Genomic DNA, 24,010 nt, shown 5'->3' with positions numbered 1-24,010 from the left:
ACATCAGTGCGCCACACCCGGATGACACGAACGTGACAGCCCGACGAACTCAGGCGAGCCAGTCGGCGAAAGCCCGGCCGGTGAGCCGCTCGTACGCCTCGACGTACTTGCTCCTGGTCGCCTCGACGACGTCCTGCGGCAGCGCGGGCGGCTGGGACTTCCCGTCCCAGCCGGACTCCGGGCCCGTCAGCCAGTTGCGCACGAACTGCTTGTCGAACGACGGCTGGACCTTGCCGGGCTCGTAGCCGTCGGCGGGCCAGTAGCGCGACGAGTCCGGCGTGAACACCTCGTCCGCGAGCACCAGTTCGCCGTCGCTGTCGTGCCCGAACTCGAACTTGGTGTCGGCGAGGATCAGCCCACGCGTCTTCGCGAACGTGCGCGCCTGCGCGTAGATCTCCAGCGTGCGGTCCTTGAGCTGGGTTGCCAGCTCCACGCCGTGCTTCTTCGCGATGACCTCGAAGCTCACGTTCTCGTCGTGCGCACCGATCTCCGCCTTCGTGGCCGGCGTGAAGATCGGCTCGGCGAGCTCGTCGGCCTCCCTCAGGTTCTCCGGGAGCTGGACGCCGCAGACCGCGCCGGTGCGCTGGTAGTCCTTGAGCCCGGACCCGGTCAGGTAGCCACGCGCCACGCACTCGACGTCGATCATCTTGAGCTTGCGCACCAGCAGCGCCCGCCCGCGGACCTCGGCGGGGATGCGCGGGTCGTCGTGCGCGACCAGGTGGTTCGGCTGGAACATCTCGAACCAGAAGACGCTCATCGCCGTCAGCACGCGGCCCTTGTCCGGGATCTCGGACGTCAGGACGTGGTCGTACGCGGAGATCCGGTCGGACGCGACGAACAGCAGCAGCTCGTCGTCCACGTCGTACAGGTCGCGGACCTTGCCGCGGGCGATGTGCTGGTAGTCAGCGAGCGTTGGCACGCTGGTCAGCGTACGTACGGCTTCATCGAACGGCGAACTGCCCTTACAGTGCACCCCGTGCTTTCCCGAAAGGCGCTGTGGATACCGGCCGCGGCCAGCGGCGTCCTGCTCGTCGTGCTGGCACTGACCGGCTGGGGCGGGTCCGACACCGCCGCACCACCCACGTCCGCGCCACCCACGAAGCGGACCACCGAGGTCGTGTCGGTGGTGCCGACCGTGGCCGCCATCGTGGTGAAGACCACCACGACCACGCCACCGCCGCCCGCGCCCACGACGACCACTGAGGACACCACCTCTCCCGAGGTGACCATTCCCGTCGTGCCGCCCACGTCGGCGTCCGAGACGCCTGACCGCGGGCTCATCGTGGTGGAAGGGGCGCCTTGCCGGCCTGAAGGGGCTATCGCGGTTAGTTCGCGCGGGAAGCCGCTCGTGTGCCGGAAGGGTGACAACGGGCGGTTGAGGTGGAACGAGGCGTGAGACGGCTCGTGGCCTGAGGAGGCACGGAGCCTGAGAGGGCGCTTGAGTTGTCCACAGGCGCCGAGTTGCCCCATGCGGCGAGTTGTCCACAGCCGCAGAGTTGTCCACAGGCCAGGCCTCACACGCCCCGAAATGTCGGTCCCAGCTGGGAGAATGAAATCCAGGGGTCCCCTGGCCGGGGACGCCTGTGCAGCCGGGCCGTGACCCGGAGATGCTGGGCGGCGGACCACTGGGCAACCGGACAACGGGCTGGGGATGCCTGCGCAACGAGGCCAGATCAACTCGCGGCCCGCGCACCAAGACCGAGATCAGATCTCGGCCGATCCCCACTCCTGCACGTCCACCTTGTCCCCGACGGCCAGCTCACCGGGCCGGATGACGGCCGCCTTCATCCCGAACGCCACCCCGCCATCGGGGTGCCGCCGGTAGGAGGCGAGCGTACGAGTCGGCTCAGGCCCGTCCTTCTCCCCGGTCTCCTGATCAACAGTCGGCACCGCGCACCGGATGCAGTCCCGCGCGTACCCGAGCTCGACGCTCCCGATGGTCACCCGCCGCACCCGGTCCTCGGTGTGCGCCTCGGCCCACCCGGACACGACGACGTTGGGCCGGAACCGGTCCATCGGCACGCCGGCCCCACCGCGCAGCACGATCCGCTCGTTCAGTCCGTCCAAAGAGGACAACGAGGTGATCAGCACGGCGTGCCCGTCGGCAAAGCCAACCAGCCCCGGCGTCGACCCGAACGACTCGCGGCGCAACGACGGCGGAACCCCGACCAGCCGAACCGCCTGTCCCAGCACGTCGGAGAAGTACGCGGCGGCCAGATCGCCCTGGTCGACGCCGGACCCGTCCCACGTGTGCACCCGGACCGGCACCTGAGGCCCATCGGCAACAACCGGGCACGAGAAATCGCCGACGGACAGCACAGACCCGGCCAGCGAAGGCCGGATGGCGGCCATCGCCGGCTCACGACGCTGGCTGAGGAACGTCCCCTCGGCATCGACCAGCATCAGCATCCGGTCGCCGACGAGACCCGTCGGCACCACGGCGGACGACGGCACCGCCACGCCGCCGCAACCCTTGATCGGGTAGTGGAACAGGGAGTGCACCTTCACAGGATGGGCTCCGGCACGTACCCCGACGCGGCCGGGAACTTCGCCAGCACGTCCTCCACCTGCGCCACCACGGACAGGACCTGGTCGGACGCCACGCCGGTGAACGACAGCCGGTCGGCCAGCAGCGCGTCGAGCGCGGCCCGGTCGAGCGGCAGCCGCGAGTCGGCGGCGAGGCGGTCGAGCAGGTCGTTCTCGACCAGGCCGTCCTCGCGCATCGCGAGTGCGACGGCGACGGCGTTCTCCTTGATCGCCTCGTGCGCGGTCTCACGGCCGACGCCCGCGCGCACGGCGCCCATCAGGACCTTGGTCGTCGCGAGGAACGGCAGGTAGCGGTCCAGCTCGCGGACGACGACGGCCGGGTACGCGCCGAACTCGTCCAGCACGGTGAGCAGCGTCTCCAGCAGGCCGTCGAACGCGAAGAACGCGTCCGGCAGCGCGACGCGGCGCACGACCGAGCACGACACGTCGCCCTCGTTCCACTGGTCACCGGCCAGCTCGCCGACCATCGACAGGTAGCCGCGCAGGATCACCGCGAAGCCGTTGACGCGCTCGCACGAGCGGGTGTTCATCTTGTGCGGCATCGCCGACGAGCCCACCTGGCCCGGCTTGAAGCCCTCGGTCACCAGCTCGTGCCCGGCCATCAGCCTGATCGTCTTCGCCAGCGACGACGGTGCCGCGGCCAGCTGGACCAGGCACGACAGCACGTCGAAGTCCAGCGACCTCGGGTACACCTGGCCGACGCTGGTCAGCACGCGTTCGAAGCCGAGGTGCCCGGCGACCGCCTGCTCGAGCGACGCCAGCTCGGACGGTGAACCCAGCAGGTCCAGCATGTCCTGCGCGGTGCCGACCGGGCCCTTGATGCCGCGCAGCGGGTAGCGCGCGATGAGCTCGTCGAGCCTGCGGAACGCCACCAGCAGCTCGTCGGCGGACGTCGCGAAGCGCTTGCCCAGCGTCGTGGCCTGCGCCGCGACGTTGTGCGACCGGCCCGCCATCACGAGGTCGGTGTGCTCGGCGGCGAGCCGCGCGAGGCGGGCCAGCACGGCCGCGGTCTTGCCGCGGACGAGTTCGAGCGAGCGCAGGATCTGCAGCTGCTCGACGTTCTCGGTGAGGTCGCGGGACGTCATGCCCTTGTGCACGTGCTCGTGCCCGGCGAGGGCGTTGAACTCCTCGATCCGCGCCTTCACGTCGTGCCGGGTGACCCGCTCGCGCGCGGCGATCGACTCGAGGTCGACCTGGTCCAGCACGCGGGCGTAGTCGTCCAGCGCCGACGACGGCACGTCGATGCCGGCGGCGGCCTGCGCGCGGAGCACGGCCAGCCACAGCTGGCGCTCCAGGACGATCTTGTGCTCGGCTGACCACAGGGTCACGAGCTCGGCGGAGGCGTAGCGGTTGGCCAGAACGTTCGCGATGCGGGGCTTGCTCACCCGGCCAGACTAGTCCCAGCTGATCTGCGGGTCCGTCGCCAGCACGCGCAGTCCGCCCGACCCGATCGGCACGGTCTTGCGGATCCCGCTGCCGGTCAGCGGGTTGTACGAGAACGAGGTGACCGTGACGGCCGTGCCGTTGGTGCGCACGTGCGTGACCATCGACTCGATCATCTCAGCGCCCTCGTAGTGCTCGGCGATGATGACCTTGCTGCCGTCGGACTCGGCCTCCTGTCTGCACGTCTCGAAGCCTCCGCAGTACTTCTCGTCGGTCATGTGCCCACCGATCTGCAGCTGGATCGCCGTCGGGCCGATGGTGTCCTCGAACCTGATGAACCAGCCGAACCGGCCGACCGCCATCGGCGGCACCGGCACCCCCCGGCCGTCGTCGACGTACTCGGGCACGACACCGATTGCCGAAGGCAGGATGAGGTGCAGGCGCTTCACGGCCTGAACGGCCACCTTCTCCACCTGCTGCGAGTTCGGGGCCGGTGGCGCCGTCACCGCCGACGAGCGGGTCGGTGACTCGGCCACGTTCGCCGAGTCCGGCCGCGACGGGCTGAACAACGTCGGCAGCGCGAACGCCGACACGACGACCAGCGCGGTCCCGACGCCCACGCTGACCAGCGCACGCCTGCGCGTGCGCACCTTCTCGGCCTGCGCGATCAGCGCGTCCGGGTCGAAGTCGAGCGGCGGCTCGTCCCAGACTGCGACCCGCAAACCCTCCCGGATCTCCTGCTCACTCATGACGCGACCCTCCCCGCGGTGCTGCTGTCCAGCTTCTCGACGGCGGCGCGCAGCGCGACGAGCCCGCGTGCCGTCTGACTCTTGACCGTCCCCTCGGTGCATCCCATGGCGACGGAGACCTCGGCGACCGACAGGTCCTCGAAGTAGCGCAGCACGAGCACCGCCCGTTGTCTGGGAGGGACCTGCAACAACGCCGCGTGCACCAGCTCGCGCGCCCACAGGCGGCTGCTGGTGAGGTCGGGGTCGGCGGTCGCGTCCGCGGTGTCCGGCAGCTCCCCGTCGTGCTGCTCGGCGCGGCGCCACGGCCTGCGCTTCTCGTCCAGCCAGGTGCGCAGCAGCACCTTGCGGGCGTACGCGGTGACGTTGTCCAGGTCCTTCGCCCGCTTCCAGGCGAGGTACATCTTCATCAGGCTGGCCTGCATCAGGTCCTCTGCCGTGTGCCAGTCACCGCAGAAGAGGTAGGCCGTGCGCCGGAGCGAGGCGGCATGCGACGCCGCGAACTCACGAAAGCCCTGTTCATCGGCCTTGCGCATGCATGCCCCTTCCACGTCTTCACTGAGGACGACGCCTCGAGGAGAGGGAAGGTTGCATCAGTCCTGACGGGACAGTGCGGTGCGCAACATCCGGCCGGCGACCCCGCGCGGGTCCGAGTCGACCTCGATCAGCGCGTTCACGACGGCGCCGTCGACGAGCGCGATGAGCTCCTCGACCCGTTCCCTGCCGAACCGGCGGCCGGACCTGGTGAAGATCTCGTAGATCAGCCCGCGCAGCTCGCCGCCGAGCGCGCGCATGAGCGGGCGGAGGTAGGGGCGGCGGCCGGTCGCGACGAGGCGTTCGTAGCGGAGCACGACGGCCTCGGCGTCCGCGCTCTGCCCGAGCAGCAGGTCGAGCACGAGGTCGGCGAGCACCTCGTCGTCACCGAGCCGGTCGGCGACCTCTTCCAGCCGTTTCGCGCCCCACACCAGCTCCTGGCGGGCGTGGAACTCGGTGGCGGCGACGATCAGCTCGTCGAGCGAGTCGAAGTAGTACGTGGTGGAGGCCAGCGGCAGGCCGGCGCGTTCGGCGACGGCGCGGTGCCTGACCGCGTCGAACCCGCCGTCGGCGAGCAGCTCCGCGGCGGCCTCGACGAGCGCCTGCCTGCGGCGCTCGCCCTTGGGAGTGGCTGCGGTCATGGTCGAGTCAGGGTAGTGCGTCCGGTCCGTCAGAACTGACCGATCAACGCACCCGCGATCGCCTGCACCCGATCGGCCGCCTGTCCGTCGGCCGGTTCGGCGAACACGTGCAGCGTGAGGCCGCTGGCCGTGGGCACCTGGGTGAACTTCGTGTTCGCCTCGTACTGCATGGCGGCGCCGCGCGGCGTCACGATCGCGGCGATCTTCTCGCCGTCGACGACGAACGCGGCGGCACGGGAGTCGGCCGGGCACGCGATGCCGACGGGGACCGCTTCTTGGCCGGCGGGGACCGAAAGCTCGACGGCGAGGGCGTCGGCGAGCTCCCGGTCCACCGTTCCGCACCCCTGCGGTGCGGAAGTGCCGGCGCTTGCGCCGACACTCCACGGTGGTGTGCCCCCCTGCGTAGGCACGCCACCGGGAAGTTCCTTGTTCAGCGAAGTGTCACTTCGGTCGACTTCGGCCGGAGCCTGCATGACCGTGTTGTCACCCTTCGCAGCACTTGTAGTAGCGGAATCGGGCCGCGCAATCAATCCGGTGGCCACAACTGCCCCACCCACGAGGAGCACAGCGGCCATCGTGGACCCCAGCGCGAGCTGGGTGCGGCGGCGTGCGGTGACGCGGCGGGACGCCGAACGGACGTCCCCCTCGTCGAAGGACGACGGCGGCGTGTCGCGCACCGCGTCGCGGAACAGCTCCGCGAGCTTGTGCTCGTCCACCTACCTCCACCTCCCGCTCATGACGCCGGTCGCAGGTCGTCGATCGCGTCACCCAAAGCTTCTCGCAGTGCTTCGAGTCCTCGTGCAGTCTGACTTTTCACAGTGCCTTCCGAACACCCGAGCACTTCCGCCGCCGAAGCGACGTCGAGTCCCTCGAGGAACCTCAGCACGAGCACCGCCCGTTGCCGGGGAGGAACCCGCTTCAAGCCCTTCATCAGCGCGTCGCGCGTCGCCACCGTGTCGCCGACCTCGTGGTCGCTCGACGGCGACTCGGGGAGCTCGTCCACGAACCGCTCCCGCCGCCACGGCCGGCGCGACTCGTCGATCACCGCGCGCACCAGCGTCCTGCGGACGTAGGCGTCGAGGGCCTGCTTGTCCCGGATCTTGCGCCACCTCCGATGCACGGCGACGAACGCCGTCTGCGCGAAGTCGTCCGCCCGGTGCCAGTCACCACAGAGCAGGTACGCCGTTCGGCGCACGGCCTCCCGGCGAGCCACGAAGTACTCCGCGAACTCCTGCTCGTCGCGCTGATCCACGCGGACTCTCTCCGCTCCTCGTGCTTGCACTTACCGGACGGTGCATCGGCCACCAACGGTTGCATGAACCTCTGGAGAGAGCTACATCACCCCATCGGTCGTGAGCCGAGTGTGATGTGATCCGATGCGTGACTCCCATCGACCTGCGCTCGGACACCGTCACCCGTCCAGATGACGAGATGCGGCGGGCGATGGCCGCGGCCGAGGTCGCCGACGACGTGCTCGACCACGACCCCACGATGCGCGCGCTCGAGGAGCGCGTCGCCGGCCTGCTGGGCGTCGAGGCGGCGCTGTGGGTGCCGACCGGGTCGATGGGCAACCTGATCGCGCTGACGCTGCACCTGTCGCGCGGTGATCGTTTCCTCGCCTCTCCCGGCGCGCACGTGCTGGACGCCGAGCTGGGGACCGCCGCGTGGCTCGCGGGCGGGATGCCGCACGCGGTGACGCTGACGCCGGACGCGGTGCGCGGGCTGGCCGGCGGTGAGTCGCCCTACTACGGGCTGCGCACGACGTTGTTGTGCCTGGAGAACACGCACAACTCGACCGGCGGCACGGTGACCTCGGTCGACTCCCACGTCGCACTGATCGCGGCCGCGCGGGACGCCGGGTTGAAGGTGCACCTCGACGGCGCGCGGCTGTGGAACGCGGCGGTCGCACTGGACGTGCCACCGGCGGCACTGGCGGCCGGTGTGGACACGGTGCAGGTGTGCCTGAGCAAGGGGCTGGGCGCGCCGGTCGGGTCCGTGGTCGCCGGGTCGGCCGCGTTCGCGGCCGAGGCGCGGCGGGTGCGCAAGATGCTCGGTGGTGGCGTGCGGCAGGGCGGCGTGCTCGCGGCGGCGGGGCTGGTCGGGCTGGACCGGATCTCCTCGCTGGCCGCCGACCACGCCAACGCGCGTGCGCTCGCCTCCGGGCTCGCGTCGCTGGGCTGGGACGTCGCGGCGCCGGAGACGAACATCGTGCTGGCCGGGGTGCCGGACATCGGCGTCGCGCTGAAGGAGCTCGAACGGGTCGGCGTGCTGGCCAGCCCGATGGCCGGGAAGATCAGATTCGTGACGCACCGGGACGTGTCGTCCGACGACGTGGCCGACGTGGTGCGGAGGATCGAGGGGGTCAGCTGACGTGCGCTGGATCGTGTTCGACTACGGCGAGGTCATCAGCCGCTACACCACGGCGCTGCCGACGCTCGCGTCGATGTACGGCGTCTCGGTGGCCGACTTCGAGCAGGCCTACTGGCCCGCGCGCGACGCGTACGACCGCGGCCAGTCCGATGTGGACTACTGGCGCGCGGTCGGCGAGCCGCTGGGGGTCGACGTCTCCGCTTCGATGGCCGAGTCGCTGACGGCGGCCGATGTCGCCGGGTGGCTGCACACCGACCCGTCGACCCTGTCGTTGCTGGAGTCGCTGGACTCGGCAGGCGTGCCGATGGCGTTGCTGTCGAACGCTCCCGTGTCGTTCGCGCGGGTGGCCGAGGAGCAGGAGTGGACCAAGCACTTCCGGCACCTGGTGTTCTCCGGCGACCTCGGGTGCGCGAAGCCGGACCGGCGGATCTGGGACCACCTGGTGTCCCTGTTGGACGCGGCGCCGGGTGACGTGGTGTTCCTCGACGACCGTCAGACCAACGTCGACGGCGCGCTAGCCGCGGGCATCGACGCCAGGCTGTGGGCCCCGCACGTCGGCCCTGAGCTCGGCGCGGAGTTCCGCCAGCTCGGCGCGTAGCTTCCTGACCTCGGCCGCGGTCTCCAGCTCGGCTTCCTCGACGCCCTTGAGCTTCTCGACGAGCCAGCTGGCGATCGTGCCGGTGATGACACCGAGCAGCGCGATGCCACCGACCATGAGCAGCGCGGCGACCAGCCTGCCCTCGGTGGTGACCGGGTAGCGGTCGCCGTAGCCGACCGTGGACATCGTGGTGAGCGTCCACCACAGAGCGTCGGGGAACGTCGTGATGGTCGCGTTCGCGTGGTGCCGCTCCGCGTCCAGCACCGCGAGGCTGGCGCACAACGACACGAGCACGGTGACGCCGCCGACGTAGATGCCGACGCGCTGGCGGATCTTGCCCTGGAACCGCTTGTTGAGGACCTTGAGCACGCTGACCAGCCGCAGCACGCGCAGCTGCCGAACCATCGGCAACAGCACGGCGAGCAGGTCGAACAGGTGCTGGACGACGAAGCGGCCCTTGTTCTCGGCGAGCTTGAACCGGGCGAGGTAGTCGACGAGGAAGACCGCCCACACGCCCCACAGCACGATCTCGAGCACGGCGTGCAGGCCGGTGGTGGCCTTGTCGTCGAGCACCTGCCAGGCGTAGGCCACCAGGAAGACCACGGCGAGGGCCGTCATCGGCCACTCGACGCGTGCCTCCCACCTGGCCAGGCGTGCCTCGTCGGACTGCAACACCGCTACATGGTGAACGTCTTCCGGCCGATATTCCAGTGCATCACCTGCGGCTCTTGATCGCGCCGTACGCGGCCGTGCCCGCCAGCAGGACGCCGCCGACGACCGCCAGCCAGAACAGTCCCTTCACCACCGCACCGACGACGGTGAGCACGAGCCAGATCGCGACGAGCCACCCGATGATCGCCCACATAGTTCCGCTCCCGTTTTTGTCGGACCCTCCCGGTACAACAGTGCCATGCCAGCCCGGCCCGCTGCCGTCCTCTGGCAGTGCGGCTAGGGCAGCCAGGCCTTCAGTCGCCGCAACGCTTCCTCGATGTCCTCAGTGGACCCGGCGAAGGACATCCTGATGAAGTGGTGCCCGTCGACGGGGTCGAAGTCGATGCCGGGGACGATCGCGACCCCGGTGTCGTCGAGCAGCTTCTTGCAGAAGCCCATTGAGTCGTCGGTGAGGTGCCGGACGTCGGCGTACGCGTAGAACGCGCCGTCAGCGGGCGCGAGCCTGTCGATGCCCAGCTCGTCGAGCCCGGCGAGCAGCAGGTCGCGGTTCGTCCGGTAGCGCAGGACGTGCTGCTCGATCTCGGCGTACGACTGGTGGCTGAACGCCTCGACCGCCGCGTACTGCGCCAACGCGGGCGGGCACAGCGTGAAGTTGCCGGTGAGGCAGTCGACCGCGCGCCGCAGCCTTTTCGGCAGCAACATCCACCCGAGCCGCCACCCGGTCATCGCGAACGCCTTGGAGAACGAGTTGACCACGATCGCCTCGCGGTCGGTCTCCCACGCGCAGTGCAGCGGGTCGCCGTAGCTGATCCCGTGGTAGATCTCGTCGCTGACGAGCTGCACCCCGTTCTCCGCGCACCACCCGGCGATCGGCCCGACGTCGACCACCGTGCCCGTCGGGTTGGCCGGACTGGCGACGATCACACCCTTGAGGCTCGGGTCGAGCATCTCCACCGTCGGCTGGAACCGCGTGTCCGGCCCGCACGGCAGCTCGACCACCTCGCACCCGAGCGCGCTCAGGATGTTCCGGTACGCCGGGTAGCCCGGCCGCGCCAGCGCGACCTTGTCCCCGGCGTCGAACGCGCTCAGGAACGCCAGCAGGAACGCACCCGACGACCCGGTCGTCACGACCACGTCGTCCGGGTGCACGTCCAGCTCGTACATCCGCTCGTAGTGCCCGGCGATGGCCTCGCGCAGCTCCAGGATGCCCAGTTGCTCGGTGTACCCGAGCGTCTGCTCCCGCAGCGCGCGCTCCGCCGCCTCCCGCACCGGCCGCGGCGCCGGGCTCGAGGGCTGCCCCGCGGCCAGCGACACCACGTCCCCGTGCGTCCGCTGCCTGCGCGCGGCTGCGGACAGCACGTCCATGACGTGGAACGGCGGGACAGCGGCCCTCGCGGCGACGGTCAGCATGCCGCCAGGTTAACCACCCGGCAGGCGGCGACGCCGTAGTCCGAGACGCCGTAGTCCGCTCAGCCTGCCCGCCGTGCCGATGGCGGTATCCCTGCCGCTGCCCCCGCGCGCTTCCTCGTTGCGCAACGATTTTCCCGCCCACTTCGTTCCGCCCACAACGGCGGAGGTCGAGTGAACGGCCCGTTCACCGCACCAGGCGTCAGTAGCCCTGGTAGCCGCCGCCCTGCGACATCGCCTTGAGACCGGGGTGGCCCTCGAAGCCGCCGTACCGCGAGAACGTGTACCGGACTCCGGCGATGATGTTGTCGACCGGATTCCAGATGTCGTCGTGGCCGGGCAGCTTGTGCGCCTGGAACGTCGGGTCGATGCACTGCATCAGCCCCTTCGACGGCGTTCCCTTGGCGGCGTTCGAGTCCCAGTCGTTGATGGCGTGCGGGTTTCCGCTCGACTCCTTCTCGATGATCTTCCAGATCTCGTCGATGTTCTCGTCGGTGACCGGGATGCCGTTGGCCTGCAGGATCTTGATGGCCTCGCGGATCCACTCCTCGACGTTGCCGGGCGGCGGGCTGCCGGACGGCGGGCCGCCGCTCGGGCCGAGGCCACCACCTCCGCCACCACCGGTGCCGCCGCCTCCGCCACCGGAACCACCACCATCGCCGGAACCACCGCCGGAACCACCGGAACCGCTTCCGGTGGACCCGCCGGTGCTCGGCTTCGGCTCGGCGCTGGACGGCTTGGTCGACTCGTCGGGCGGGGGCGTCGGCGCCCACTCGATCGACTTGCCCGGTGCCGGCGTGAAGGACTGCGAGGTCGGGTCCTCCATCGTGGAGAACTTCGGCGAGAGCCCGCCCGCGCGGCCGTTCAACGCACCCTGCGCATTGCTCAGTGCGCTGTCGGCCTGCGCGATGACGGGTTCCGCGTCGCTGGTCGCTTCCTGGCACATGCCGGCGATCGCGCTGTTCAGATCTTCCTCGGGGAAGTTCCGGTACTGCTGGCGCAATTGCCGAACCCGGCTCAGCAGGTCCTCACAGATGCGCGACATCGACGTCTTCGCGCTTTCCAGTGCGGACGCCGCGGCTTCGACATCGGTCGCCGCATTGTTGAGCGCCTCAGCCATCGCGGTGCCGCATTTGCCGAAGTTGCCCATGTACGCGACGAAACCGTCCGCCGAGCCGCCCTGCCACGCGCCGTCGAGCTGGTTGACCGACTGCTGCACGGTGTTGGTGTTGTCACCGCACTTGCCCGCGGCCTGACGCCAGCGGGTCGCGATCTCGCGCACGGCCTCGGGCTGCGCGGTCTCGACCTTGTCCGCGAGCGCGGCGAGCGGCGCCCCGCCGGGAAGTGCCGCGACCTCGTCCTTCGCACTCATCAGCTCACACCGTCCGGAACGACTGCACGTTGGACTCCTCGATGTCCGCGACGTTCTGCTGGACCGCGTCGAGCGTTCGCTCCACCTTGCCGAGCAAAGTCTCGGCGGCGGCGAACTCGCGTCCGGCGGCCTCGTCCATCGAGCTCACCGAACCGGACATCGAACCGGAAGCGGACAGCTTTCCGAAAATGTCCGGATTGCCATACTGATTGGAAAAGCCGTCCCCGATCGCGCCGAATTGCCCGGCCTGACTGCTCACGGTAGTGCGGCACTGTTCCATGGCTTCGGTGTTGAACTTCGCGACAGCCACGCCGGCCAACCCCCTTGGTCTCTACTTCTCGACGATAGAACGAATCGTGTCGACCATGGAGCCGATTCGCGCTTTCAGCGCCTCTTGGGTGACACCGTCGTTCGACGACCAGTCGACGACGTCGGCGGCACGCTGCCTGCGCCCACCCGCGTCGACGACGGCGGCCCCGAACTGCGCGCGCAACTCACCCGGCGCGTCAGGCAGGAGACCGACGAGCGCGTCGATCGGATCGTCGATCTCCCTGATCGTCATCGCGTCACGCGTGAGCACGGCGAGCACGTTGCTCGTGGCCAGCGCGCGCACCGAGGTGCTGCCGTACCCGAGCCGGAGGTCGATCGACAACGGTGGCGTGGCGATGAGCTTGAACGCCGCGGCGAGCCACGGATCGAGCTCGTTTCCCTGCATGTGTTCGGCGAGCTCTTCGGGCTCGCCGGGCTCCTCCACGTAGAGCACGATCGGCATGGCGCCGAGCTCGAGTTTCTCCCACGCGGAACGGTAAGCGGCTGGGCTGAGGACTGCTCTCAACGGACGTCTCCCAGATGGCAGCGGGCTTCACCCCTGGCCCCCCAGGCCCGCGACTCTTAAGACGACGCTGGTGCCCGTTAGGTTCCCGCCTAGACCTCCTGGAGCAACTCCCAGACGCTGCTTGCGAGCTTCTGGTTGCTCGCGGGCGTGACCGTGCTCCAGTTCCGCCCGTCCGAGCTGGGCCGCATCTGGTGCAGGAACCGCCCGTTCGGCGTGTCGTGGAACGCGACGACCCGGCCCGCCCGGTCCCGTCCGCGCTCGACCCCGAACTGCCCGCGCGTGCTCATGCCGTCGCACATGCGGGCGAGCTCCTGCGCGTCGCTGAGCGGGATGCCCCGCCGTTCCAGCGCGAGGAGGAACTTCTCCGCGTCCTTGCCCGCCTCGGCGGACGCGTCGCGCAGCGTGTCGTGCGGCAGGCTGATCGACCGCCCGTGCCCGGACGGCATGTCGCCTGCCACGGACACCGCGGCCTCGGCGAGCGCGCTGGCCCGAGCCTCGATCAGCCACACCTCGTTGCCGTCGACGACGGCGAGGATCGCTTCCTCACCGATCGAGGCCGCGAGCCCGGTGATCTGCCGGTCGGCCCAGATCCAGATGTCGATGCTCACCTGCGGGTTCGCCAGCAAGGCGAACCCGTCGGCGAGCTCCGGCACGACCCGGCCTCTGCTGGCCAGGCCGCGCCCCTCCAGCGATCCCCAGGCGCTCGCCACGAACTGCGCACGTTCGGTGTGCGTCGTACCGGGGCTGGGCACGTCGAGCGCGACGTTGCGCGCGGGGAGGCGCTGGGCCTCCCACGCGACGTCGAACTCCAATGTGGACAGAACCACAGAACCTGGAGAGCTCAAGGGATCTACTTGTCCTTCGGGTCTTCGCCGATGACCGACTGGACCACCATGCGCTCGTCACCGAACACGTCGTCCGAGTCGACCCCGTACTTCCGCACGTGCTCTTCGTCCTCGTCGCCCTCGCCCTTGGCCGCACCGGCCGCGGGAGACATCAGGCCAGAGCCGCCCTTGCCGGCAACACCGGCGCCACCCTTGGCACCAGGCCGGTTCGGACCGTGCTCGTCGGCAGCCCCGACACCCGCGGCGCCACCCTTGGTGGTGCCACTGCCGGTGCCCGTGCCACCGGCACCGATGGTGCTCGGCGCACCCTTCGGCCCAGCGGGAGCGATCGGCGTCTTGGGCGCCTGGCTCGGCCCACGCCCACCGCCGACGGTCTGACCAGGCCGCGCGGTCGCCGCGGCCGCACCGAGACCAGCCGCCGCGGCGGTCGCGATCCCGAGCCCGACGGGCAACGGCGAACCGAGCTTGCCGGGCAGACCGGGACCGGGCGGGATGGCGCCGGGCGGTGGCGTTCCGGGGAGCGTGCCGGTGGTGCCACCGGGCACGTTCGGCACGGGGCCGACCGGGTTGCCGCCCGTACCTGGGGGCAGGCCGGTCGAGCCGGGCGTGCCCGGCGTGCCGTGGAATCCGGGCGTGCCGACGCCGGGTTGCTGTGTGTGGCCGACCGGCGTGCTGACGCTCGACGTCGAGGTGACCTCGAAGTTCGGCGGGCGGCCGGGGTCCTGGAACCGGTTGATCGCGTCCTGCGAGTTCTGCGAGTAGCCGTTGAGGCTGTCGATCGCCTGCTGCCGGGCCGCGTTGGTCTCCTTGACCTCCTTGGCGCGATCGGTCTCGTGCCCGAAGAACCCGGCCACGTCGTCGACGATCCCGGTGGAGGTGGCGCCGCGAAGCTTCTGAGACTCCGGCATGGTGTTGCGGGCCTGGCTGTTGGCCTCGCTCTGCATCATCGTGGCCTGGGCGTTCTGCTTGGCCGCATCGCTGCTGTCGCCACCGTGCTTGGCCGACGCCTCGACGCTCTGCCCTGCGTTGTCGCCCGCGAGCCCCTGCCAGGAGATGTTCAGCTTGCCGAGCTCCCGGCGCAGGTCGTCATCGGTCTTCTCGAGCTGCAAGGACAGCTCGCGCAGCGCAGCAGACGCCTCGCCGAAAACGCGGGCGCCTCCGCTGGCCCGGAAGCCCTCGATCAGGTTGGCGAGGCCAGCGTTGTCATATCCCGCGTAGCGGGCGTCACCGAACGACTCGTTCGACATCGTTCCCCCTCACTGCAATGTCTTCAGTGTTTTAAGGGCGGACTCGGCCCCCTGCTTCGCCTTCTGGCACATCTGCTCTCGGGATTCTTTCTCCGTGGCCGGACGATATTCGACCATGAGCATTTTTCCGTCAGCCACGTCGAGCCAGTAAACGCATTCAGTGGTCACGCCGGTCAGATTCGTCTGCAACGCGGCGTACCCGGAAACTTCATCATCGTTGATGTCGAGGTTGCTGCCACCGGAACGCAGGTAGTCGATTCCCTTCGAGCCGACCAGTCCCACGCCGTAGGAGAAACGCGGAGCACTCGCCGTGGCGAAGTTGCACAACGGAATGTCCAAACCGATGATCTTGTTGGTCTCCGGAACAGTTCGCTGGACCTTGAGCGTCTGCATCTGTTCAGGCGTCAGGACCTTGCAGGCGTCGATCCCGTCGACCTTGAGGGCCTCCGGCCGATCTGGACGGTTCGCGCTGGATGAGGTGCTCGCGGGCGGTGGCGTTTCGCTCGAACCGCCTCCCGTACCGGGCACCTGCTGCGTGCAACCGGCCACGGCCAGAGCGACCACGACCGCAGCGAGAGGAAGGCTTACCCTACTGAACACCCTTGTCTCCGAACGCTGCTTGAACTTCATCCTCGGTGAAACCGTATTGCTTCGCAGCTTCTTTCAGCTGGCCGGCGAGGTTGTCGAGGCTGTTGATGTACTGCTGAATCCGGCCCGCATAAGACGACTCGCCGTTGACGAGCCTCGTGTTCCAGGCCGAGGCGATGGGCTTGTTCACATCGTCGTCGACCACGACTTCCAGTCGCTGGCCCGCATGCGAGAGAGCGTCCTGCAGCACGGTCGCCTGATCACTGATCACCTTGCCGGCCTGCAGGACCGTGCCCTTGTCGACCTCGAATTTCTGCCCCGATGCCCCGGCGAGCATTCTGCCGAGAGCCCCCTCAGCGGCGAACAGCGATCCGACAGCTGCACCCACCGCTCCACCGACACCAGCGACGGCGCCGAGGAGGGCCCCCGCTGCCGCGTTGTCCTCTGCCACGACGTCCTACCCCCGTACGTTCGGTAACGGTTCGGTCCCACTTCGCAGGCTACCAACGCCTGCGTGAGGCACACCTGTGGTTGGACGAAGACCACCCGGAGATGGTTCCCACCTGGACGCCCTGACGCCGCGTGCGCGTCAGCGGAGACCGCGCTCGCTCTAGGGGACCGTGATCGTGCCCTCGGCCGCCTTCAGCGCGATGTCCGACCGGTGATGCGAGCCGGTCAAGTGGATGCCATCGATCAACTTGTACGCCCGATCACGCGCCTTGTTGAGAGACTTCCCAGTCCCCACAACGGAAAGCACGCGCCCGCCGGTGGACACGACGGCGCCGTCCTCGCGGCGACGGGTGCCTGCGTGCAGCACGCCCTCGGCCTCGGCGCCGGTGATCACGTCACCGGTGCGCGGCCTGCCGGGGTAGCCCTCGGCAGCCACGACGACGGTCACCGCGTAGCCGGAGTCCCACTCCAGGGCGGGGAACTCGGTCAGGGCGCCGTTGGCGGCGGCGAGGAAGAGGCCGCCGAGAGGAGTCCTCAAGAGGGCCAGCACGGACTGGGTCTCCGGGTCGCCGAAGCGGCAGTTGAACTCGATGACCTGCGGGCCACCTGAGGACGTCAGCGCCAGACCGGCGTAGAGCAGGCCGGTGAACGGCGTGCCGCGGCGTGCGAGCTCGTCGACGACGGGCTGCACGCAGACAGACACGATGTCGGACACCAGGCCTGCCGGGGCCCACGGCAGCGGGGCGTAGGCGCCCATGCCGCCGGTGTTGGGGCCGTGGTCGCCGTCGCCCACGCGCTTGAAGTCCTGCGCGGGCAGCAGCGGGACGACGGTGACGCCGTCGGTGACGCAGAACAGGGACACCTCGGGGCCGTCGAGGAACGACTCCAGCAGCACCGGGTGGCCGCCGTCGAGCAGCGTCATCGCGTGGGCGCGGGCCGCGGCCAGGTCGGCCGTCACCACGACGCCCTTGCCCGCCGCGAGGCCGTCGTCCTTCACGACCCACGTCGGGCCGAAGCGGGCGAGGGCGGAGTCGAGGCGCGCCGGGTTGTCGACGACCTCGCTGTGCGCCGTCGGGACGCCCGCCGCGGTCATGACGTCCTTGGCGAACGCCTTGGAGCCTTCGATTCGGGCCGCGTCGCGGGACGGGCCGAAGCACGGGATGCCGGCGGCGCGGACCGCGTCTGCGGCCCCGGCAACCAGTGGTTGCTCGGGGCCGATGACGACGAGATCCGCGTCCCAGTCCTTGGCCAGCGCGGCTACCGCCGCGGGATCGGAGACATCCACCCCGTAGATCTCCGCGAGGCCCGAGATGCCGGCGTTGCCCGGCGCGCAGGCAAGCGCGGTCAGCTGAGGATCGCGTGACAACGCGAGGACAAGGGCATGTTCACGGGCGCCAGACCCGATGACCAGGACACGCACGATGCCCGAGCGTAGTTCATTCAGCCGAGTGCCTGCTTGGCGCCGGGGTGGAGTGGCACCGGGTCGGTCGCCGAGGCCTTGTCACGGGCGATGTCCTTGGTGGCCGGATGCACCTTTTCGAGGTCCGACTTCTTGTCGAACAGCAGCTTGGTGATGGCGCACGCGTTGTTCGCCGGGAAGTCGTCCTTCACCAGCAGGACGTTCGGCACCACGATGGTCGGCGCGTCGGCGGCCTGCGAGTACGTGGCCGCCGGGATGGTGCCGCGGTCGTAGACCGGGTTGACCTTCTTCAACGCGTCGAGCTGCGGCGTGATGTCGACGAACTTCACCTTCTCCTTCAACGACGTGGTGATGTCGGTGATCTGCGCGGTCGGCAGGCCACCGGACCACACGAGACCGTCGAGGCTGCCGTCCTTCATGCCGTCCGCGGTCTTCGCCAGGTCCAGCCGCTGCGCCTGCACGTCGGTGTCGATGGACAGGCCGGCCGCCTGCAGCAGCCGTCCGGCGATCACCTCGGTGCCGGACTTCGGCGAACCGGTCGAGATCCGCTTGCCCTTCATGTCCGCGACGCTGTTGATGCCGGAGTCCGCGCGCACGAGCACCTGCGTGTAGTTCGGGTAGATGCGCGACAGCGCGGACACCTTGACCGGCTTGCCGTCGAAGGCGCCCTTGCCCTGCACGGCGTCCGCCGCCGTGTCCGCCAGCGAGAACGCCACGTCGTAGCTGCCCGCGACGAGCTGCTGGATGTTCTGCACGGACGCGCCCGTCTCGGCGGCCGACGCCTTCAGCTTGGTGTTGTCGCTGATCAACTTCGCCAGTCCACCGCCGACGACGAAGTACACGCCGCCCGAGTTGCCGGTCGCGATCGTGATGCGACCGTCGGCCGCCTCACAGCCCGCGCCTCCGCCGGTGTCCGACGGCGATGCCGTCCGCTTGCCACCGCACCCCGAAACGACCACGGCGAGCGCGAGCAGGCCGATCGTCAACCTACGCATCTTGCGTCCTCCTACGAAGTACGAAATGCACGGCAACAGCGAGCACCAGGAACCCGATCCCGATGCCGATGGTCAGCGGCTGCAGGTAGAGCAGGAACAACGCGGCCGGCACGCACAGGAGCCGTTCCGGCCAGCGCGCCGCGCCGAGCAGCCAGCCGCTCGTCAGCACGGCCAGCGCGGCCACGCCAAGAGCGGACACGACGAACGTCCACAGCGAGTCGAACAGGGATCCCCGCAGCAGCAACGCGGAACCCTCGTCGGTGAGCACGAACGCGAGCGGCACGAGGAACGCGGGCAGCGTGTACTTCCACGTCTGCCACATGGTCTTCAGCACGTCGCCGCCGGTGATCGCGGCGGCCGCCACGGCGGCGAGCGCGGTCGGCGGCGTCACCTCGGACAGCACCGCGTAGTAGAAGATGAACATCGCCGTCTCGGCCTTGTCGACGCCGAGGTTGATCAGCGCGGGGCCGATCACGACCCACGAGATGATGAACGACGCGGTCACCGGAACGGCCAGTCCCAGCACCGAGACGGCGAGCGCCGAGAACACCGCGGTCAGCAACAGCACGATCGTCGCGTTCGACGCCATCAGCTCGGCCAGGTCGACGAGCGACGACGCGAGCTCCTGCCCCAGCCCGGTCTTGGTGATGGTCGACGTGATCACGCCGGCCGCCGCGCACACCGCGATCACCGGGAACGCCGAGCGCACGCCCGTCGACAGCGAGTCCGCCACCAGGTAGAGCCAGCCGCGGCGCTCCTTGAGCAACGCGAACAGAGCGGCGACGCCACTGGCGTAAACGACTGCGGCGTAAGGAGGGATGTCCAGCGCCAGGAACACGACGATGATGCCGAGCGACAGGAAGTGGTAGCCGCCCTGCTTGAGCAACGTCAGCGGCGACGGCGAGTCGATGTCGACCGGGCGGGCGCCGAACCGCCGCGCGTCGGCCTCCACGGCCAGCGCGATGCCCAGGTAGTACAGCAGGGTCGGGATGATCGCCCAGATCAGCACCTGCAGGTACGACGTCTCCAGGTACTCCGCGATGATGAACGCCGCGGCGCCCAGTGTCGGCGGCGACAGGATCGCGCCGATGCCGGACGCGGCGAGCAGGCCGCCCGCGTTCTCCTTGGGATATCCGGCTTTCCGCAGCATCGGCCACGTCACCGCGCCCAGCGACACCGTCGTCGCGGTGCCCGACCCGGAGACCGTGCCGAGCAGGAACCCGGCGGTCGCCGCGGTGCGGCCCGGCGCGGTGTGCGACCTGCGGAACGCGGCGAAGCTGATGTCCACGAAGAACTTGCCGGCGCCCGAGGCGTTCAGCACCGCGCCGTAGATCGTGAACAGCACGATGTAGGTCGCGGCGACGTCCAGCGGTGTGCCGTAGAAACCGCTGGCGTCGTTGTAGAAGCCGTTGATGATCTGCCCGAAGTCCACGCCCGCGTGCGCGATCCCCCAGCTGGGCGGCAGGTATCCGCCGTAGTAGGCGTAGGCGACGAAGCCGAGGCAGACGATCGGCAGCACCAGCCCGGTGGTGCGCCTGCACGCCTCCAGGATCAGCACGAGCAGCACCGCGCCCGCGGCGACGTCCAGCGGCGTGAGCTGGCCCTGCCGGTCGAGGAACGCGTCGAAGCCGCCGAGCAGCGGGTAGGCCGCGACAGCGAACGCCAGCGCCGCCAGCACCCAGTCGTACCAGGCTGGGTCGTCCTTCTCCGGCGCCTTGCCGCCCGGCCGGTAGCAGAGGAACACCAGCGGCAGCGTCACCGCCAGGAAGATCACCAGGTAGAACTGGTTTCCCTTGCTGAACGGGAAGAACACCTGCTTCAGCACGAGCAGCGCGACGGCGAGACCGGCGATCCACATCGCCCGTTCCCAGCGCGGCGACAGGGTGCGGCACGGCCGCTCCTCGTCGAACTCGGCGACGAGTTTCGCGACGTCCGGTGTCGGTTGTGCGGTCACCCCTGGACCGTACTGTGGTGCTGGTCACAGGCGCGCGGTAATCGTCTAAAGGGAATGTAAAGAACCCCGACTGTCCACATGGCACGCGCCGGGCCCGCCGTCGTGGCGCAAGATGAGCGCATGCACGGGCCGGAACTGCTGATGTTGCTGCTGGGTGCGCTGCTCGTCACAGCGCTGGCGAACCGACTGAACTGGTCGGCGCCGCTGCTGCTGGTGGCGGTGGGCCTGGGGGTGTCGTTCATCCCGGGGCTGCCCGCGTTCGACCTGGATCCGCACCTGATCCTCGTGCTGGTCCTGCCGCCGCTGCTCTACTCGGCCGCGCTGGACAGCTCGTACCTGAACATCCGCGCGAACCTGCGGCCGATCGGCTTCCTCGCGGTGGGACTCGTGCTGTTCACGACGGTCACCGTCGGCTGGGTCGCGCACCTCGTGATCCCGGACATGCCGCTGGCCGCCGCTCTCGTGCTGGGCGCGGTCGTCGCACCGCCGGACGCGGTCGCCGCCATCACCATCGGGCGGCGGCTGGGTCTGCCGCGCCGCGCGATGACGTTGCTGACCGGCGAGAGCCTGATCAACGACGCGACCGCGCTGACCGCGTACAAGGTCGCCGTCGCGGCCGCGGTCGGGACGGCGATGGGCTGGGGCGAAGGCGTGTTCGTGTTCCTGGCCGCGACCGTCGGCGGCATCGCGCTCGGCCTGGTCTTCGGGTTCCTGGTGCAACGGGTCCGCCGGATGTGCGGCGAAGGACTGCTGGACAGCGCGTTCGCCCTGCTGGTGCCGTTCGGCGCCTACCTGTTCGCGGAGAGCGTCGAGGCGTCCGGTGTGCTCGCCGTCGTGGTCGCGGGGCTCTACGTCGGCCACAACGCGCCGAGCACCGGCTACTCGACCCGGTTGCAGGACGCCGCGGTGTGGCGGTCGGTCGACGCGCTGCTGGAGGCGTTCGTCTTCGCGATCATCGGGCTCCAGGTCCGCAAGGTGCTCAGCGACGTGGACCTGAACTGGCAGCTCGTGCAGGCGGCGCTGCTGGTGCTGCTGGCGACGATCGTCGTGCGGTTCGTGTGGATGTACCCGGCGACGTACCTGCCGATCTGGCTGTCGAAACGGGTCCGCGAACGGGAGGGCATGCCGCACGTCGGCAAGGTCAACGTGATCGCGTGGGCCGGCATGCGCGGCGTGGTGTCCCTCGCCGCCGCGGCCGCGATCGACTCACGGGTCGAGGAGCGCAACGTGATCCTGTTCTGCACGTTCGTGGTCGTCGTCGGGACGCTGCTGATCCAGGGCACGACCCTGCCCTGGGTGATCCGCAAGATCGGGTTCGAGAACAACGAGGAGCGCGGGGACGCGCTCGCCGAGGCGCAGGTGCAGCACCGAGCCGCGCAGGCGTCGGTCGACCGGCTGGACGAGCTGGTCGGCGAGGACGTGCCGCCGCAGATCGTCGACCGGCTGCGGATCATCGCCGAGCACCGCGGCAACGCGGCGTGGGAGCGGTTGGGCAGGCAGGAGAGCGAAAGCCCCGCGGCGGCGTACCGGCGGTTGCGCCGGACGATGCTGGCGACCGAGCGCGAGGTGTTCGTGCAGGCCCGCGACGCCGGTGAGATCGACGACGAGGTGCTGTTCCGGGTGCTGCGGGAGCTGGATCTCGAGGAAGCGGCACTCGCCAGAGAGTGACCGTTCACCTGTTCTTCGTGTTTCGATGCTTGGGTGCCCCTTTCAGCGCGGAAACGGGAGGTCCAGCGATGTACCGAAGAGCTCTGGCAGCGACAGTCGTGGTGCTCGCGGCGGTGGTGGTTCCGTCGGGCGCGGCGACGGGCGGCAACGACGAACCGCTGGTGATCGGGCACCGCGGCGCGTCCGCGTACCGCCCCGAGCACACGCTGGCCTCGTACGAGCTCGCGGCGCGCATGGGCGCCGAGTACGTCGAGCCCGACCTGGTGTCCACGAAGGACGGCAAGCTGGTCGCGCGGCACGAGAACGAGATCGGCGGCACGACCGACGTCGCCACGCGCACCGAGTTCGCCGCGCGCAGGACCACGAAGACGATCGACGGCATCGCGGTCACCGGCTGGTTCACCGAGGACTTCACGCTGGCCGAGCTGAAGACGTTGCGCGCCAAGGAGCGCATCCCGGAGATCCGGCCGCGCAACACCCTGTACGACGGCCGGTTCGAGGTGCCGACCTTCCAGGAGGTCGTCGACCTCACGAGGCGGCTGTCCCGCGAGCTGCACCGGGAGATCGGCATCTACCCGGAGACCAAGCACCCGACCTACTTCAAGTCGATCGGGCTGGCGCTGGAGCCCAAGTTGGTCGACGCGCTCAACCGCAACGGGCTGAACCGGCGCAGCGCCAAGGTGTTCGTGCAGTCGTTCGAGGTCGGCAACCTCAAGGAGCTGAACCGGCAGCTGCGAGTGCCGATCGTGCAGCTGATCAACGCCGCGGGCGCGCCCTACGACTTCGTGGCGGGCGGCGACAAGCGGACGTACAGCGACATGATCACGCCCGCCGGGCTGAAGGAGATCGCCACCTACGCCGACGGCATCGGCGCGACGAAGGACCGGATCATCCCGCGCGACCCGGCCGGGTTCCTGCAGCAGCCGACGTCGCTGGTCAAGGACGCCCACCGGGCGCGGCTGGTCGTGCACGCGTGGACGTTCCGCAACGAGAACGCCTTCCTGCCCGCCGACTTCCGCTCCTCCGTCGACCCGGCCGCGTACGGCAGGGCGTTCGCCGAGTACGAGGTGTTCTTCAAGCAGGGCATCGACGGGCTGTTCGCCGACAACCCGGACACCGCTGTCGAGGCACGCTGAGCACCCAGCGCTCGTCCTCGGTGAGGTAGCGCTCCACGGCCAGCCCGTGCTCCTCCAGCAGCACGGGCAGGTCGTGGTCGCGCACCACGAAGTCCTCGGTCCACGTCGTGGCGCCGATCGTGTGGTCGACGGTGGCGGCGAGCAGGCCCGGTCCGGGGCGGGTGACGTCGCGGACCCCGGCCGGGTCGGCGAACCACGACGGCGGGTGCCGTTCGATCAGCACCACACCGCCCGCGTGCCTGCGACAGGAGTCCAGCAGCGCGCCCGGTTCCGGCCGGTTGACCAGGTGCGAGCCCAGCAGGACGACCGGGAAGCGGCGCCCCAGGTCCAGCTCCTCGATGCGGGCGCAGACCAGCTCCGCGCCGCGGATCCGGTCGAGCATGCGCGGATCCGAGTCGACGGCCACGACCGGGTGGCCGAGCGCGATCAGCTCGTGCGTCACGCGCCCGGCGCCGCTGCCCAGCTCGAGTATCTCGGCGCCGGCCGGGATCGCGCGTGGATGATCTCCGGCTCTCCGAAGGACGGCATCCGCGCGTACATCTCCACGAAGTCGCTCACCTCGCCGAGTGTGCCCGTCGTCCCAACGGACGAGTGACACAGCC

The 24,010-nt window shown here is 69.7% G+C and carries 28 protein-coding genes; 6 read left to right on the top strand and 22 right to left on the bottom strand.

Going from position 1 to position 24,010, the window contains the following annotated elements:
• Positions 1-49: 49 nt before the first annotated feature.
• Positions 50-919: a phosphoribosylaminoimidazolesuccinocarboxamide synthase gene (locus tag FKR81_RS08265; RefSeq protein WP_146350319.1), complete on the bottom strand. Its 870-nt coding sequence runs from the start codon at positions 917-919 to the stop codon at positions 50-52.
• 57 nt (positions 920-976) lie between these two features.
• Between FKR81_RS08265 and FKR81_RS08260 the strand changes: the two genes are divergently transcribed.
• Positions 977-1,396 carry a hypothetical protein gene (locus tag FKR81_RS08260; protein WP_146350318.1) on the top strand — a complete coding sequence of 140 codons (420 nt, stop codon included), beginning with the start codon at positions 977-979 and terminating at the stop codon, positions 1,394-1,396.
• A gap of 308 nt (positions 1,397-1,704) precedes the next feature.
• Here the strand turns inward: FKR81_RS08260 and FKR81_RS08255 are convergent, their stop codons facing one another.
• Genes FKR81_RS08255 through FKR81_RS08225 form a run of 7 tightly spaced genes read right to left on the bottom strand, consistent with a single transcriptional unit; the run spans position 1,705 to position 7,103 of the window.
• Positions 1,705-2,508 carry an MOSC domain-containing protein gene (locus FKR81_RS08255; protein WP_222598197.1) on the bottom strand — a complete coding sequence of 268 codons (804 nt, stop codon included), beginning with the start codon at positions 2,506-2,508 and terminating at the stop codon, positions 1,705-1,707.
• Complete coding sequence (gene purB, locus FKR81_RS08250) at positions 2,505-3,932, bottom strand: adenylosuccinate lyase (RefSeq protein WP_146350317.1); 1,428 nt, start codon at positions 3,930-3,932, stop codon at positions 2,505-2,507. Before purB ends, FKR81_RS08255 begins: the two co-directional genes overlap by 4 nt.
• A gap of 9 nt (positions 3,933-3,941) precedes the next feature.
• Complete coding sequence (locus tag FKR81_RS08245) at positions 3,942-4,679, bottom strand: hypothetical protein (protein WP_146350316.1); 738 nt, start codon at positions 4,677-4,679, stop codon at positions 3,942-3,944.
• Positions 4,676-5,212, bottom strand: coding sequence for an RNA polymerase sigma factor (locus FKR81_RS08240; protein WP_146350315.1), 537 nt, complete (start codon positions 5,210-5,212; stop codon positions 4,676-4,678). The genes FKR81_RS08245 and FKR81_RS08240 overlap by 4 nt, the downstream gene beginning before the upstream one ends.
• 57 nt (positions 5,213-5,269) lie before the next feature.
• A complete protein-coding gene (locus tag FKR81_RS08235) occupies positions 5,270-5,851 on the bottom strand; it encodes a TetR/AcrR family transcriptional regulator (RefSeq protein WP_146350314.1) in 582 nt (193 codons plus the stop codon).
• Positions 5,852-5,880: 29 nt separating this feature from the next.
• On the bottom strand, positions 5,881-6,567 hold the full coding sequence (locus FKR81_RS08230) for a hypothetical protein (protein ID WP_146350313.1): 687 nt from the start codon (positions 6,565-6,567) through the stop codon (positions 5,881-5,883).
• A 17-nt stretch (positions 6,568-6,584) separates the two neighbouring features.
• Positions 6,585-7,103, bottom strand: coding sequence for a SigE family RNA polymerase sigma factor (locus FKR81_RS08225; protein ID WP_146350312.1), 519 nt, complete (start codon positions 7,101-7,103; stop codon positions 6,585-6,587).
• A 119-nt stretch (positions 7,104-7,222) separates the two neighbouring features.
• Here FKR81_RS08225 and FKR81_RS08220 point away from each other — a divergent pair, with 119 nt between their 5' ends.
• Together FKR81_RS08220 and FKR81_RS08215 are read left to right on the top strand one after the other, a co-directional pair.
• Positions 7,223-8,221: a threonine aldolase family protein gene (locus FKR81_RS08220; protein WP_146350428.1), complete on the top strand. Its 999-nt coding sequence runs from the start codon at positions 7,223-7,225 to the stop codon at positions 8,219-8,221.
• A 1-nt stretch (position 8,222) separates the two neighbouring features.
• Positions 8,223-8,819, top strand: a complete 597-nt coding sequence (locus FKR81_RS08215; protein WP_186762836.1) for an HAD-IA family hydrolase — start codon at positions 8,223-8,225, stop codon at positions 8,817-8,819.
• On the opposite strand, the gene FKR81_RS08210 is transcribed toward FKR81_RS08215, so the two are convergent.
• From FKR81_RS08210 to FKR81_RS08155, 13 genes are all read right to left on the bottom strand, one after another.
• Positions 8,736-9,494 (bottom strand): potassium channel family protein, encoded by a 759-nt coding sequence (locus tag FKR81_RS08210; RefSeq protein WP_235921387.1) that lies wholly within the window; start codon positions 9,492-9,494, stop codon positions 8,736-8,738. The genes FKR81_RS08215 and FKR81_RS08210 overlap by 84 nt on opposite strands.
• A gap of 40 nt (positions 9,495-9,534) precedes the next feature.
• Positions 9,535-9,684: a hypothetical protein gene (locus FKR81_RS43395; RefSeq protein ID WP_186762835.1), complete on the bottom strand. Its 150-nt coding sequence runs from the start codon at positions 9,682-9,684 to the stop codon at positions 9,535-9,537.
• Positions 9,685-9,767: 83 nt separating this feature from the next.
• Positions 9,768-10,901: a pyridoxal phosphate-dependent aminotransferase gene (locus FKR81_RS08205; protein WP_146350311.1), complete on the bottom strand. Its 1,134-nt coding sequence runs from the start codon at positions 10,899-10,901 to the stop codon at positions 9,768-9,770.
• A gap of 199 nt (positions 10,902-11,100) precedes the next feature.
• Positions 11,101-12,270 carry a transglycosylase SLT domain-containing protein gene (locus FKR81_RS08200; protein ID WP_146350310.1) on the bottom strand — a complete coding sequence of 390 codons (1,170 nt, stop codon included), beginning with the start codon at positions 12,268-12,270 and terminating at the stop codon, positions 11,101-11,103.
• Positions 12,271-12,274: 4 nt separating this feature from the next.
• A complete protein-coding gene (locus FKR81_RS08195; protein WP_146350309.1) occupies positions 12,275-12,580 on the bottom strand; it encodes a hypothetical protein in 306 nt (101 codons plus the stop codon).
• A gap of 21 nt (positions 12,581-12,601) precedes the next feature.
• A complete protein-coding gene (locus tag FKR81_RS08190; protein ID WP_146350308.1) occupies positions 12,602-13,105 on the bottom strand; it encodes an ESX secretion-associated protein EspG in 504 nt (167 codons plus the stop codon).
• Positions 13,106-13,194: 89 nt separating this feature from the next.
• Positions 13,195-13,950, bottom strand: coding sequence for an ESX secretion-associated protein EspG (locus FKR81_RS08185; protein ID WP_146350307.1), 756 nt, complete (start codon positions 13,948-13,950; stop codon positions 13,195-13,197).
• A gap of 5 nt (positions 13,951-13,955) precedes the next feature.
• A complete protein-coding gene (locus FKR81_RS08180; protein WP_146350306.1) occupies positions 13,956-15,197 on the bottom strand; it encodes a hypothetical protein in 1,242 nt (413 codons plus the stop codon).
• A 9-nt stretch (positions 15,198-15,206) separates the two neighbouring features.
• Entirely contained in the window at positions 15,207-15,761 is a 555-nt protein-coding gene (locus FKR81_RS08175; protein WP_222598196.1) for a DUF3558 domain-containing protein, read from the bottom strand.
• A gap of 25 nt (positions 15,762-15,786) precedes the next feature.
• Positions 15,787-16,236: a hypothetical protein gene (locus tag FKR81_RS08170; protein ID WP_146350304.1), complete on the bottom strand. Its 450-nt coding sequence runs from the start codon at positions 16,234-16,236 to the stop codon at positions 15,787-15,789.
• 159 nt (positions 16,237-16,395) lie between these two features.
• On the bottom strand, positions 16,396-17,655 hold the full coding sequence (gene purD / locus FKR81_RS08165; RefSeq protein WP_146350303.1) for a phosphoribosylamine--glycine ligase: 1,260 nt from the start codon (positions 17,653-17,655) through the stop codon (positions 16,396-16,398).
• 20 nt (positions 17,656-17,675) lie between these two features.
• Positions 17,676-18,650, bottom strand: a complete 975-nt coding sequence (locus tag FKR81_RS08160) for a TAXI family TRAP transporter solute-binding subunit (protein ID WP_146350302.1) — start codon at positions 18,648-18,650, stop codon at positions 17,676-17,678.
• On the bottom strand, positions 18,643-20,604 hold the full coding sequence (locus FKR81_RS08155) for a TRAP transporter permease (protein ID WP_235921386.1): 1,962 nt from the start codon (positions 20,602-20,604) through the stop codon (positions 18,643-18,645). The genes FKR81_RS08160 and FKR81_RS08155 overlap by 8 nt, the downstream gene beginning before the upstream one ends.
• Positions 20,605-20,682: 78 nt before the next feature.
• On the opposite strand from FKR81_RS08155, the gene FKR81_RS08150 reads away from it, so the two are divergent.
• Positions 20,683-22,272, top strand: coding sequence for a Na+/H+ antiporter (locus tag FKR81_RS08150; RefSeq protein WP_328593133.1), 1,590 nt, complete (start codon positions 20,683-20,685; stop codon positions 22,270-22,272).
• Between the two features lie 68 nt (positions 22,273-22,340).
• On the top strand, positions 22,341-23,408 hold the full coding sequence (locus FKR81_RS08145; RefSeq protein WP_146350301.1) for a glycerophosphodiester phosphodiesterase: 1,068 nt from the start codon (positions 22,341-22,343) through the stop codon (positions 23,406-23,408).
• Here the strand turns inward: FKR81_RS08145 and FKR81_RS08140 are convergent.
• A complete protein-coding gene (locus FKR81_RS08140; protein WP_186762834.1) occupies positions 23,347-23,850 on the bottom strand; it encodes a class I SAM-dependent methyltransferase in 504 nt (167 codons plus the stop codon). The genes FKR81_RS08145 and FKR81_RS08140 overlap by 62 nt on opposite strands.
• Here FKR81_RS08140 and FKR81_RS43390 point away from each other — a divergent pair.
• Positions 23,842-24,003: a hypothetical protein gene (locus FKR81_RS43390; RefSeq protein WP_186762833.1), complete on the top strand. Its 162-nt coding sequence runs from the start codon at positions 23,842-23,844 to the stop codon at positions 24,001-24,003. The two genes, FKR81_RS08140 and FKR81_RS43390, sit on opposite strands and share 9 nt — an antisense overlap.
• Positions 24,004-24,010 lie beyond the last annotated feature (7 nt).

The sequence above is a fragment of the Lentzea tibetensis genome, assembly GCF_007845675.1.
GTDB classification, from domain to species: Bacteria; Actinomycetota; Actinomycetes; order Mycobacteriales; family Pseudonocardiaceae; genus Lentzea; species Lentzea tibetensis.
This window is presented reverse-complemented; position numbering and strand designations above follow the sequence as displayed.